The 12,170-nt window shown below is 43.1% G+C and carries 12 protein-coding genes and 1 riboswitch; of the genes, 8 read left to right on the top strand and 4 right to left on the bottom strand.

From position 1 onward, the window contains the following. Nucleotides 1–69 precede the first annotated feature (69 nt). The 3 genes from PBF_RS13765 (at nucleotide 70) to asnB (ending at nucleotide 4,633) form a co-directional block, all read left to right on the top strand. On the top strand, nucleotides 70–444 hold the full coding sequence (locus PBF_RS13765; RefSeq protein ID WP_035330403.1) for a thiol-disulfide oxidoreductase DCC family protein: 375 nt from the start codon (nucleotides 70–72) through the stop codon (nucleotides 442–444). Nucleotides 445–549: 105 nt separating this feature from the next. Then, nucleotides 550–665: riboswitch (SAM riboswitch) on the top strand. Between the two features lie 325 nt (nucleotides 666–990). Next, entirely contained in the window at nucleotides 991–2,184 is a 1,194-nt protein-coding gene (gene metK / locus PBF_RS13760; RefSeq protein ID WP_035330402.1) for a methionine adenosyltransferase, read from the top strand. A gap of 544 nt (nucleotides 2,185–2,728) precedes the next feature. Beyond that, complete coding sequence (gene asnB, locus PBF_RS13755; RefSeq protein WP_035330401.1) at nucleotides 2,729–4,633, top strand: asparagine synthase (glutamine-hydrolyzing); 1,905 nt, start codon at nucleotides 2,729–2,731, stop codon at nucleotides 4,631–4,633. Nucleotides 4,634–4,779: 146 nt separating this feature from the next. On the opposite strand, the gene PBF_RS13750 is transcribed toward asnB, so the two are convergent. Both PBF_RS13750 and PBF_RS13745 read right to left on the bottom strand, forming a co-directional pair. Next, nucleotides 4,780–5,628 carry a C39 family peptidase gene (locus tag PBF_RS13750; protein WP_035330399.1) on the bottom strand — a complete coding sequence of 283 codons (849 nt, stop codon included), beginning with the start codon at nucleotides 5,626–5,628 and terminating at the stop codon, nucleotides 4,780–4,782. Nucleotides 5,629–5,701: 73 nt separating this feature from the next. After that, entirely contained in the window at nucleotides 5,702–6,223 is a 522-nt protein-coding gene (locus tag PBF_RS13745) for a gamma carbonic anhydrase (RefSeq protein WP_035330398.1), read from the bottom strand. A gap of 169 nt (nucleotides 6,224–6,392) precedes the next feature. Between PBF_RS13745 and PBF_RS13740 the strand changes: the two genes are divergently transcribed. Both PBF_RS13740 and PBF_RS13735 read left to right on the top strand, forming a co-directional pair. Then, entirely contained in the window at nucleotides 6,393–7,196 is an 804-nt protein-coding gene (locus PBF_RS13740) for an alpha/beta hydrolase (protein WP_035330396.1), read from the top strand. A gap of 59 nt (nucleotides 7,197–7,255) precedes the next feature. Then, nucleotides 7,256–8,344 carry a tetraprenyl-beta-curcumene synthase family protein gene (locus PBF_RS13735; protein WP_035330395.1) on the top strand — a complete coding sequence of 363 codons (1,089 nt, stop codon included), beginning with the start codon at nucleotides 7,256–7,258 and terminating at the stop codon, nucleotides 8,342–8,344. Nucleotides 8,345–8,531: 187 nt separating this feature from the next. Here the strand turns inward: PBF_RS13735 and PBF_RS13730 are convergent, their stop codons facing one another. Beyond that, nucleotides 8,532–9,104, bottom strand: a complete 573-nt coding sequence (locus PBF_RS13730) for a class I SAM-dependent methyltransferase (protein WP_035330394.1) — start codon at nucleotides 9,102–9,104, stop codon at nucleotides 8,532–8,534. Beyond that, nucleotides 9,101–10,069: a TIGR01212 family radical SAM protein gene (locus tag PBF_RS13725; protein WP_035330393.1), complete on the bottom strand. Its 969-nt coding sequence runs from the start codon at nucleotides 10,067–10,069 to the stop codon at nucleotides 9,101–9,103. The genes PBF_RS13730 and PBF_RS13725 overlap by 4 nt, the downstream gene beginning before the upstream one ends. 203 nt (nucleotides 10,070–10,272) lie before the next feature. Between PBF_RS13725 and PBF_RS13720 the strand changes: the two genes are divergently transcribed. The 3 genes from PBF_RS13720 to PBF_RS13710 all read left to right on the top strand — a co-directional run bounded on the left by PBF_RS13720 (nucleotide 10,273) and on the right by PBF_RS13710 (nucleotide 12,131). Further along, nucleotides 10,273–10,536 (top strand): YtzC family protein, encoded by a 264-nt coding sequence (locus tag PBF_RS13720; RefSeq protein WP_035330392.1) that lies wholly within the window; start codon nucleotides 10,273–10,275, stop codon nucleotides 10,534–10,536. A 14-nt stretch (nucleotides 10,537–10,550) separates the two neighbouring features. Beyond that, nucleotides 10,551–10,733 (top strand): hypothetical protein, encoded by a 183-nt coding sequence (locus tag PBF_RS13715; RefSeq protein WP_035330391.1) that lies wholly within the window; start codon nucleotides 10,551–10,553, stop codon nucleotides 10,731–10,733. A gap of 216 nt (nucleotides 10,734–10,949) precedes the next feature. Further along, entirely contained in the window at nucleotides 10,950–12,131 is a 1,182-nt protein-coding gene (locus PBF_RS13710) for an MDR family MFS transporter (RefSeq protein WP_035330389.1), read from the top strand. The last annotated feature ends 39 nt before the right edge of the window (nucleotides 12,132–12,170 follow it).

Raw genomic sequence — 12,170 nt, 5'->3', positions numbered from 1 at the left:
TAATCACCTTATAACTGGTATATGTTAATATAGAAGAAAGTGTTAATTTTAACATGGGACTGATCTAAAATGAAGACTATTGCCCTCTATGATGGAACTTGTTCCTTATGCAAGGAAACAAAGAAGATATTTAAAAAACTCGATTGGCTGAATAAAGTGGAATGGATTTCTCTGCAGGAGTATGAAAAAATCCCGAACTCGCTCTCGTTTTCCAAGATTGATTTGCGCAGAGAGCTTCATATTATTACCCCATCGGGTGTTGTGAAAAAGGGTTATTCTGCAGTAAGAAGACTGCTGTTCCTCTTTCCTGCCTCTTTTTTAATCAGCCTCCTATTATATCTCCCATTGACGCCAATACTGGGCGATCCGATATACAAATGGATTGCGAAAAACAGGCATAAGTTTCTAAAGAAAAAGTGTGACGATGGAAGCTGTTCTCTGTAAGGATGAAGCTGAATTTTTAAAGTCTAAATTTTACTGTGAAAAATAATGAAAATCTGTTGACATGATTCGATAAAGTACGGTATGATTCAACCTTGAACGGATACTCTCTTATCCCGAGCTGGTGGAGGGACAGGCCCTATGAAACCCAGCAACCTGCTAAAGGCAATAATCAGCAAAGGTGCTAACCTGACGCAAGGACGTAATTCCTTGAACGATAAGAGTGAAAGGCGCGAATCGATTTGCTTTCAACCTTTTCACTAATGAGAAGGTTTTTTATTTTGCACTGGCAATGGGATGAACGGCTTTTGGAATGTACTATTTATGTGAGTTTTTAGCAGCTTGCAGTTATGCATAAAAAAATGGGTGCCTGGCTTCTGGTCAGTGCTGTCTATTTTTCTAATAAAAACTCCATGTTTATTTCATACTACTAAGGGAATGAGTTCCGTATCAAACAGAGATCCTTGAAATGCCAGGAAAAAGTTTTTTTGAGGCTGCTTCCGCGTTTCTAATTCTCGCTCAATTTTCTATTTATAAGGAGGAAGCCAGATGTCAACAAAGCGTCGTTTGTTTACTTCTGAATCAGTTACTGAAGGTCATCCGGATAAAATCTGTGACCAAATTTCTGATGCAATCTTAGATGCGATTTTAGCTAAAGATGCGAATGCCCGTGTTGCTGCAGAGACTTCTGTAACAACTGGACTTGTATTAGTTGCAGGTGAAATCACAACATCTACATACGTAGATATTCCAAAAATCGTTCGTGAAACGGTAAAAGAAATCGGTTATACCCGTGCCAAATATGGTTTCGATTCTGAAACATGTGCAGTTCTAACTTCCATTGATGAGCAGTCTGCAGATATCGCAATGGGTGTTGACCAGGCACTAGAAGCACGCGAAGGGAAAATGAGCGATCAGGAAATTGAAGCAATCGGTGCAGGAGACCAGGGCTTAATGTTCGGTTTTGCCTGCAACGAAACGAAAGAGCTTATGCCTCTTCCGATTTCTTTAGCACATAAACTTTCCCGCCGCCTGACTGAGGTTCGTAAAGAAGAGATCCTTCCTTACCTTCGTCCGGACGGAAAAACTCAGGTAACTGTTGAGTATGATGAAAATGACAAGCCTGTCCGCATTGACACAATCGTTATTTCCACTCAGCATCACCCTGAAATCAGCCTGGAGCAAATCCAGCGCAACTTGAAGGAACATGTTATTAACCCGGTTGTTCCGAAAGAACTAATCGATGAGAATACAAAGTACTTCATCAACCCCACTGGACGTTTTGTTATCGGCGGACCTCAAGGAGATGCTGGCCTGACTGGACGCAAAATCATTGTAGATACCTACGGCGGATATGCACGCCATGGCGGCGGCGCGTTCTCCGGGAAGGATCCTACAAAGGTTGACCGCTCTGCTGCATATGCTGCACGTTATGTAGCGAAGAACCTTGTAGCAGCCGGTTTGGCAGAAAAAGTTGAAGTTCAGCTTGCTTATGCAATCGGTGTGGCACAGCCTGTTTCAATTTCTGTTGATACATTTGGAACCGGCAAAGTGGATGAAGATGTATTAGTTGATTTAGTAAGAAAGCATTTTGACCTTCGTCCTGCAGGAATCATTAACATGCTTGGCCTTCGCCGCCCAATTTACAAGCAGACAGCTGCTTACGGACATTTCGGACGTACAGATGTTGACCTTCCTTGGGAGCGTACTGACAAGGCAGAAATCCTTCGTTCTGAAGCGTAATAGAAAAGCGGAAGTGCCTTGCCCACTAAAGGATCGCAGACTAAGAACTCCACGTCCTGTGGCAACGTCTGCATGACCCGCATCCTCTAAAAAAGCTGTCGCTTTTGGTCGTGCGATGATTATGCTGACGAAGCCTTCCTTGTCCTGCGGGCCTCAAGCACAAGACGAGCCTTCCGAAAAGGCGTTCTTTGCCTTTTTGGGAGAATTGGCTTGTGACCTCGAGGGGGTAGGCGCTGAAGCTAGACAATAATATAAAAAACGGGAGTTGCATTTACTATGTAACTCCCGTTTTCTTTTTTGCGTCTTTATACATATAAGGTGATAATTCACTTTTCGGTCTTTATGCTCTATAGTCGTTTATAATTATATGTTATCGTATAAACTTCGGATAATGGCTTAATTTTCCGCGCATATTTTTTTTATAATCCACGTGCTAATTATAAATGATTAGTGGTAGTATTATAGGGTATGTTTTCTAAGACAAAGGAGCCGCCTGAGGCTATATCTAAATATTGAGAATAGAATGGAGTAGGTGACGTACATAATGTGTGGTTTTATTGGTTGTGTACATGAAAAAGCACAAAATTACCGTGACGCAGATAAAGAACAATTCCAAAATATGAATGATATCATTACACACCGGGGTCCGGATGACTCAGGATACTATTTTGATGATCATATTCAATTTGGCTTCCGCCGGCTGAGCATTATCGATATTGAAAGCGGACACCAGCCGCTGACTTACGAGAATGAGCGTTATTGGATTATTTTCAACGGTGAAATCTATAACTATGTGGAACTTCGTGAAGAACTTCTCAAAGCTGGCTTAAGCTTTGAAACAAGCTCAGATACAGAAGTCATCATTGCCCTATACAGCCATATGAAAGAAAGAGCTGTTGAAAAATTGCGCGGTATGTTTGCGTTTGTCATTTGGGATAAACAGGAGCAGTTTTTATATGGAGCCAGAGATCCATTTGGGATTAAGCCTTTCTTTTTTTACGATAAGGGAGACACCACGTTCTTTGGATCAGAGAAGAAGAGCATTCTATTGGCGCTTCAGAATGATGTATTAAACTATGCCTCCCTGCAGCATTATCTGACCTATCAGTTTGTGCCTGAGCCAAACACGATGTCAGAGGGAATCCACAAGCTGGAGCCTGGCCATTATTTTACTAAAAAAATCGGTGCTCCCATGGATATTAAGCGCTATTGGAAAGCTGCTTTCCATCCAGTGCAGAAATCTGAAGCTGATTTTACAAAAGAAATTAGAGATATATTATTCGACTCGGTCAAAATGCATATGCGTGCCGATGTTCCTGTAGGTTCTTTCCTTTCAGGCGGAATTGATTCTTCCATTATTGCGTCGATTGCGAAGGAATTCCATCCTGCCATTAAAACATTCTCTGTCGGTTTTGAACGCAATGGCTTCAGCGAGGTGGATGTGGCGAAAGAAACAGCAGAAAAGCTGGGTGTCGAAAACATCAGCTATATCATAACTCCTGAGGAATACATGAATGAGATTCCAAGAATCATGTGGCATATGGACGATCCGCTTGCTGACCCGGCTTGTGTGCCCCTATATTTTGTGGCAAGAGAAGCACGCAAGCATGTAACGGTTGTACTTTCAGGTGAAGGAGCCGATGAGCTATTTGGCGGCTATAATATTTACCGTGAACCACAATCACTGGAAGTCTTCAATAAAATTCCTGCCATCGGCAAAAAGCTTCTTCGCATGATCGCCAGCATGATGCCAGAGGGAATGAAGGGGAAAAGCTTTATCGAACGCGGTGTCACGCCTATGGAAGAGCGCTACATCGGAAACGCAAAAATGTTTACAGAACAAGAGAAGCGCAATCTGCTTCACGTCTATAAAGACAGCTTAAATTATACGGATATCACGAAACCTTTATATGAAGAAAGCCGCGGCTATGATCCGGTTGACCGCATGCAGTATATCGACATTCATACCTGGATGCGCGGAGACATTCTATTAAAAGCGGACAAAATGACAATGGCTCATTCTCTCGAGCTTCGTGTTCCGTTCCTTGATAAAGAAGTGTTTGAAGTGGCTTCCAAAATCCCGACCAGCTTGAAAACGGCAAATGGCACTACGAAATATATTCTTCGCAAAGCTGCCGAAGGAGTCGTTCCGGATCATGTACTGAACCGCAAGAAGCTTGGGTTCCCTGTGCCAATCCGCCACTGGCTGAAGGACGAGATGAATGAATGGGCGAAAAATATCATTCGTGAAAGCAATACAGATCACCTGATTAATAAAGACTATGTATTGCAGCTGCTTGAAGACCATTGTCAGGATAAAGCGGACAACAGCCGCAAAATCTGGACAGTTCTGATGTTCATGGTGTGGCATCAGGTATATGTGGAGAAAAAATACTCCTTTGAAAAAGAATACTTGTTAGATAAAGATTTGCAGCCCCTTAAAGGCTAAACAAAAGCGTCCATCAGGGATACCTGGCGGACGCTTTTAAGTATAAGAATGTATAAATTTCTTCATTTAGATAATTGTCTAGCTCCAGCGCCTACCCCCTCGAGGTCACAAGCTTGTCGGGGGTGGGCAAGGAGCTTCCGCTTTTCTTATGGAAGATAGGTAATAGCCTGCTTTCCCATCTGCACCCATGCTTTTTCAAAATCGAGTATGGGCGCTTTTTTATTTTTCTCGCCTGTGAGCGGGTCGTTGAAGAACATGTATTCCTGATCATAGCCCGTTAGCAGCACAGAATGCTCTTTATAGGTAATCTTAATCTTTCCGTTTGGCGTATGCCAGGTCTGGAAAAAGTCATCAGACAGCTGTTTGTAGGCTGTGTTGATAATAACCCATACAGGTCTGCCATCTGACAAATGGATCTTTATGTCTTCAAAATCGGATCCTGTAAGGTCTTCAATTGAGCCGGGCATGTACTTTTCCGCAAGTTCTTTTACGGGTTCATGATAAACACCGAGACCGGGATTATCAAAGGAGTACATATCGCCTATGAAGCCTTCATTCGGATGTCCGAAATAGATTTTTCCGTCTTCTATGCGATAAGGTTCAGGATTTTTCTTTATTTCTTTAGCCAGTGTCATTTTATCAGCCTGGACCCCCGCATGCTGCAGGAGCATGGATAAGCTCGTGACTTCGCATCCTCTGGGGAGCTCAGGAAACTGATTGATTGCGGGCACATCTATCATTATTTCTTCCTTAATTTTAATTACAGCCGTGCTGTTTCCAAGAAAAGCGCTGGCTTTCTCAGATGGTTCAGACAGCCATGATTTTATTTTGTTCATGGCTGAAGGAGGTTTGATAGCTGGAAGATTGTTATAAACAAATGCTGCAGAAACAAGGATGAAGACAATTAATAACATCGGTGCCGTTTTTACCATTGATTTTCTGAATATTACTATTAAAAATAAGAAAAGAATAATTGCCCCGATATAAATCTTCAATTCCTTCACCCGCCAATTGCTATTGCTTTATGTTTATTATCGGCCTATTTCCCAGTCTATTAAGACCGGAGAGTTATTTTGGCTTTTTCTGCAAAGACTTATAGTATTGGCCTTTCTCAGCGTATTCCCTGCTGATCCGTTCCATATCTTTAATGTCTTCCGGCGTCAGCTCACGGATCACTTTTGCTGGCCTGCCGAATGCAAGTGTGTTGGGCGGAATTTTCTTTCCCTGCGGAACAAGGCTGCCTGCACCAATAAATGCTCCCTCCCCGATTTCTGCCTGATCTAAGACAATCGAGCCCATCCCAATTAGAGCTTTTTTACGGATAATGCAGCTATGAAGGATTACCTGATGGCCTACTGTTACTTCGTCTTCCAGTATCAGCGGGTTATTCGGGCTCTGATGCAGGACGGAATTGTCCTGGATATTGACTTTCCTGCCGATGATAGTCGGTGCTACATCTCCGCGTATTACGGAGTTGAACCAAACGCTTGAATCCTCCCCGATTTCAACATCGCCGGTAATGGTAGTAAAATCTGCAATAAATGCCGATTCTGCAATTTTAGGTTCTTTATCTTTGTATGGATAGATCATGTGAAAAACACTCCTGTATGCAGTTTATTTTGATTTTATCATATGAGGCATGATAAACGTTATTTTGGTAAAAGAGTTTTAATAAGGGGTTGATTCATGAACAATTTTTACATCTAGGCTATAATATATTTACATGAGATAGTACGTAAATAGGCTGGGAGGATTGACTATGTGGAAGTGGGAAACTGAAGGAGATGCAAAAGGCGTTATTGTCATGGTTCATGGGGCAATGGAGCATCACCGCCGTTATGGCTGGCTGATTGAAATGTGGCGCTTGGCCGGTTTCCATGTCATTATGGGAGATCTTCCCGGCCAGGGGATGACTTCAAGATCCAGAAGAGGGCATATTGATTCCTTTGATGAATATATCATTGAAGTTAAAGATTGGGTACAGGCTGCCTATGAATTTGAATTGCCGGTTTTTCTTTTAGGACACAGCATGGGCGGATTGATTGCCATTCGCCTGCTGCAGGAAGAAAGAATGAATCTCGCTGGAGTGATTTTGTCATCGCCATGTTTAGGTTTGGTTCAGCAGCCTTCGAAATTATTGAACTTTTTATCGCTTGGACTCAACTCCGTGATGCCGGGCCTGAAAATGGATGCAGGGTTATCAGTGGACATGGCTACGCGGAATCAGGATGTTCTTGATGCTGATTTAAATGATTCACTGTATGTGACAAAAGTGTCGGTCAGATGGTACAGGGAACTTGTTTACGCCATTAAGATGGCCTTTGAGAATCTTGATAATATCCAGGATGTCCCCCTTCTAGTAGTACAGGGCGGCGATGATAAAATCGTGAATAAGACAACTGTCAGAGAATGGTTTAACCTTGCGCCTTTCTCAGAGAAAAGGTTCAAAGAATGGCCAAAGTGTTACCACGAAGTCTTTAATGAACCTGAACGTGAAGAGGTATTTGAATATGCGAAGGATTTCGTGAACAGCCAATTAAAGGCCCTTGGTTATGTGGTTTAAGGGTAACTGAATTGCTTTAAATATTCACCAGACCCGATCAAAAGGAGGTATCTGCTGTCATGAGTGTCCCTTCCATGCCAATTAGTCTGATGTCACATGTCTATCGGAAGGTTCTGCCTGCTGTCCATAAGGAGCTTGCATACTGGAAGAGCCGGGCGGAAGCAATTCCTGATCCGGAGTTAAGAAAGCAGGCTCTTGCCAGCATTGAACATAAAACCTTCCACTGTGAAGGCGGAGCTATTATGTCATTGATGGCAAAGGAAAAATATGAACAAGCGATTAAGTTTATAGTCGCTTATCAGACAATCAGTGATTATTTGGACAACCTTTGCGACCGGAGCACCTCGCTTGATCCCGGAGATTTTGCCGCACTTCATGAGTCAATGGAGGATGCCCTGGATATTGATGCAGCAGTGAAAAATTATTATCGGCTGAGATCTGAGCAGGATGATGGAAACTATCTTGCAGATTTAGCAGCATCCTGCAGGGAAGTACTGTCGTGTCTCGAGCAATATACCCATATAAAAAGCCATCTGCTTGAATTATGCCGTTACTATTGTGATCTGCAAATACATAAGCATGTCGTTGTCGAAGAACGAGTACCCCGTCTGCAGAACTGGTTCGACCAATATCGGTCAGATATACCCGAGATGGAATGGTATGAGTTTTCTGCCTGCTCGGGATCGACACTGGGGATATTCTGCCTTGTTTCCTACGCATTGAGGGATGATTTTAAAGCGGAGCATGCGGTGAATATAAGAAATGGATATTTTCCATATATCCAGGGCCTCCACATTCTCCTTGATTATCTGATTGATCAGGAGGAGGACAAGGCCGGGGGAGACTTGAATTTCTGTTTTTACTATGAAAGCGAAGAGAAACTGTTTTCGAGATTGAAGCACTTTGTTGCAGAGGCAGATAAGCATACGGAAAAGCTGCCTCATAAACATTTCCATAAACTGATTAATCGCGGCTTGCTGGGGGTCTATCTCTCCGATGATAAGGTCCGGAAGCAGCGGAATGTCAGAAGATTAGCCAAAAGCATAATCAAAACAGGCGGAATGGTGAGCTATTTCTTCTATGTGAACGGAAGAGCTTACCGGACAGTGCAGAAGATAATGCCTTCCGGATTTCAAAAGCCTTTGTGAAATAAGTAAAAGCCTGCAATTTTTTTGCAGGCTATTTTAATTATCGCAGTCTTACGGGCAGTAAGACCCCCACTCCAAGACTCAGAGGAATCAAAGGAGGAAAATGGGGTCAAACTGCCTGTAAAGGCTGATTGGTTCAACTAACAACCAGTGGGGGATAAGGCCCCCCGCTGATTGAAGTTTCACTTTATCGTTTTTCAATTGCAACGATAAACGGCGGGTTATTTTTTTGATTAATAAACTGATACTGCAACACATGGACGAGGCTTTGATCCAGCTGCTTTACATATCGGAGCAGGTAATCGCGCTCAACAGCACCTTCAATATGACCGTGATAAATCACCAAAAGAATTATCCCTTCCGGAGCCATCAGTTCCAAGAGCTGATCGATGGCAGAAATGGTTGTCTGCGGACGGGTGACAATATCTTTATCGCCTCCGGGCAAGTAACCTAAATTAAATATGGATGCCGTTACTTTTCCATGGTGGACAGGCGGTACATTCTCAAGAATGTGTTCATGCCCTGTATGGAAAAGGGTAGCCCTGTCTGACAGTTCGTGATCAGCCAGGCGTGTTTTTGTATTCAGGACAGCCTCTTCCTGTATATCGAATCCGTAAACTCTGCCGTTGGGACCCACCAGATCAGCCAGAAATACGGTATCATGTCCGTTGCCCAGAGTGGCATCAATAACGATATCTCCAGGTGATACTGCTTTCTCAAGCAGCTGTCTTGCATATGGTAAGATTCTTTCAAGCTTCATGACAATGCCTCCACTTGGCTTGGATTGTAAAATTTACCTTGCCAGCTGTTTCTTCGCTTTAATTCTGCATCAATGCCATTAAGTACTTCCCACTTATTGACACTCCACATCGGTCCAATCATCAAGTCGATTGGCCCATCACCGGTGATGCGGTGTACAATCATTTCCGGCGGTAAAATTTCCAGCTGGTCACATACTAAATTTATATACTCATCAAGAGACAGAAACTCAAGCATGCCCTTTTCAAATTGCTTAACCATCGGGGTTCCCTTTAATAAATGAAGGAGATGGATTTTAATTCCCTGTACATCGAGCTTCGCAACTTCCCGGGCGGTTTCCATCATCATTTCCGGTGTTTCAAGCGGAAGCCCATTAATGATGTGGGAACAGATGCGGATCCCATGTTTGCGGAGCTTTTTTACTCCCTCCACATAGCACTGATAATCATGTGCGCGGTTAATTAAAAGGGCAGTTCTTTCATGTACAGTCTGCAGGCCAAGCTCTACCCAGAGATAGGTCCTCTTGTTAAGCTCAGCCAGATAGTCAACTACGTCATCAGGCAGGCAATCAGGGCGGGTCGCAATAGACAGCCCGACAACTCCTTCCTGCTCAAGAACCCTCTCATACATATCACGAAGCACCTCAACAGGGGCATGTGTATTCGTAAAGGCCTGAAAATAGGCCATATACTTTCCATCTTTCCATTTATGATGCATTTTTGTTTTGATTGCATTAAACTGTGTTTCCAAATCATCAGCACGGTTCCCGGCAAAGTCTCCAGAACCGGCGGCACTGCAGAACGTACACCCTCCATGTGCGACCGTGCCATCACGGTTTGGGCAATCAAAGCCGCCATCAAGTGCCACCTTGAAAACTTTATGGCCAAATTCATTACGTAAATGATAATTCCATGTATGGTACCGTTTATTATCGGATGCATATGGAAAAGGATTTACTTTATCCACAATCATCCCTCCTTTTTCAAAGAGTTATCTATAAGATAAAAATGGATATGAAGGATTTCATAAAATTAATCTTATCATGACCTAAAACCTTATCCAAGGGGAATTGGCAGGAAATAGAGTGGTAAGGATTACTGAAAAATGAACAAACTAATTATTGAAGCATGCAAGCTTCTAGACCCATTCGTTAAGGAGGGGAACAGATAATGGCAACCCGTGAATCGATGGATACACTCCTTCAGCAGTGTGAGGATGCAATCCGTTTTGCGCAGGAGCAGTTTGAATCAGGGAGAACGCAGGAGCATTACAATAATCTTGAATACTCCAATGCGCTTCAGTCTCTGGAAGCTGCTTATAATGATATAAGCCAGATGGCCCATAGCGCCAACTCCCAGCAGCGGGAACAGCTTCATCGGATGAGGCTCCAGCTGCAACAGCTCCAAAATCAGATGATAATTCTTCCTCATTAAGGAGTGGTCCACTGATGGTAAAAAAGCGTTCAAAACAAAACAATCCGGAACAAAAGACCCGCAATGGCGCCAATAGCCAGGATGTTGAATTTGGCAGGGATTTCGATGCGGTAAAGCAGTCCAAAAAGAACTATGAAAAATCAGGCGGTCAGCCTGTTAAATCAAAATTTCATCCTGAACCGGAACAATCTTCATAAATAATTATGGCAAAGCCCCGATCCACCCGAGGATCGGGGCTTTACTTTTCTGAAATCTTATGTGGAAAAGAAGAAGTATTCTGTCTATTAAAATCGATTGAAAACCTATTGCAAGGACAGGAAAAACCAACTAAAATTATTTTGGATTTCGAAATAGTGCCCGGGAGATAATGTACCGGCTCAACATAAAAAATACGAAAAAAGGGGCGTTATCTTATGCCGCGGACCTTATGGCTTTTAATTATCGGGATGGCAGTGAATGTAACCGGATCTTCTTTTTTGTGGCCTCTTAATACAATCTACATACATGACCACTTAGGAAAATCCTTATCGGTAGCCGGCCTGGTTCTAATGGTGAACGCAGCTGCCAGTGTCGCAGGAAATTTAATAGGGGGAAGCCTCTATGATAAAATAGGCGGCTATCGTTCGATTCTACTTGGAATTGTCATCACGGTAATGGCACTCCTCGGCTTGACCTTTTGGCATGGCTGGCCTGCATATGTGGTGTTTCTTACTTTTGTCGGATTTGGATCCGGGATTGTTTTTCCTTCTATGTTTGCGATGGCGGGATCAGTCTGGAAAGAAGGTGGGCGCAAAGCCTTCAATGCCATCTATGTAGCCCAGAATGCCGGTGTTGCCATTGGTGCTGCTCTTGGTGGTCTTGTGGCCTCGTACTCTTTTCAGTTGATTTTTCTGGCCAATACTGTCATGTATATCATTTTTTTATTGATCGCTGTTTTTGGCTACAGGGGAATAAACACAGTTTCGGGTCAGCAGACATCCATCCTTCAGGAAAATGGCATGGTTAAAAATCATACCAAGCTTTATGCGCTGCTCATATTATGTGCGGGCTATTTATTGTGCTGGGTCGGATATGTCCAATGGCAATCGACTATTGCCGCTTATACACAGGAGCTGAACATTTCTTTAAAGCAATACAGTTTGCTGTGGACTATTAATGGAGCCCTGATTGTATTGGGGCAGCCGGTTATCGGTGCAATGGTAAAATGGTTTAAAACATTAAAGATTCAGATGGTCGCGGGAATGGTTATTTTTATTGGCTCGTTTGCTGCTGCGGCGATCGCACAGCAGTTCTCCGCGTTTGTCACTGCCATGGTTATTCTGACAATAGGCGAAATGCTGATATGGCCAGCTGTTCCAACCATTGCCAACCAGCTTGCTCCTAAAGGGAGAGAAGGGTTTTACCAGGGAATCGTAAACAGCACAGCTACAGGCGGAAGGATGATCGGCCCTTTACTGGGGGGAATTCTTGTTGATCTTTATGGAATCACCATGCTGTTTGCTGTATTAATGGTTCTATTTGTTTTTGCCATTCTTACAACTCTTTTATATGACCGGAAATTAAAGGAGTCTAAAGAATTGGCACATGCTTCATAAGAATAATTGAAAGAATGAAACCTGCAGTTTTGAGCTGCA

This window comes from Cytobacillus firmus DS1 (assembly GCF_000565285.1).
GTDB classification, from domain to species: Bacteria; Bacillota; Bacilli; order Bacillales; family Cytobacillaceae; genus Cytobacillus; species Cytobacillus firmus_A.
This window is presented reverse-complemented; position numbering and strand designations above follow the sequence as displayed.

Bases quoted from the DNA above. Each gene is read 5' to 3' on its own strand.
- PBF_RS13745 (WP_035330398.1), bottom strand. From the start codon at position 6,223: ATGATCTATCCATACAAAGATAAAGAACCTAAAATTGCAGAATCGGCA.
- PBF_RS13730 (WP_035330394.1), bottom strand. From the start codon at position 9,104: ATGAAGCTTGAAAGAATCTTACCATATGCAAGACAGCTGCTTGAGAAA.
- PBF_RS13740 (WP_035330396.1), top strand. From the start codon at position 6,393: ATGTGGAAGTGGGAAACTGAAGGAGATGCAAAAGGCGTTATTGTCATG.
- metK (WP_035330402.1), top strand. From the start codon at position 991: ATGTCAACAAAGCGTCGTTTGTTTACTTCTGAATCAGTTACTGAAGGT.
- asnB (WP_035330401.1), top strand. From the start codon at position 2,729: ATGTGTGGTTTTATTGGTTGTGTACATGAAAAAGCACAAAATTACCGT.
- PBF_RS13735 (WP_035330395.1), top strand. From the start codon at position 7,256: ATGAGTGTCCCTTCCATGCCAATTAGTCTGATGTCACATGTCTATCGG.
- PBF_RS13765 (WP_035330403.1), top strand. From the start codon at position 70: ATGAAGACTATTGCCCTCTATGATGGAACTTGTTCCTTATGCAAGGAA.
- PBF_RS13720 (WP_035330392.1), top strand. From the start codon at position 10,273: ATGGCAACCCGTGAATCGATGGATACACTCCTTCAGCAGTGTGAGGAT.
- PBF_RS13715 (WP_035330391.1), top strand. From the start codon at position 10,551: ATGGTAAAAAAGCGTTCAAAACAAAACAATCCGGAACAAAAGACCCGC.
- PBF_RS13710 (WP_035330389.1), top strand. From the start codon at position 10,950: ATGCCGCGGACCTTATGGCTTTTAATTATCGGGATGGCAGTGAATGTA.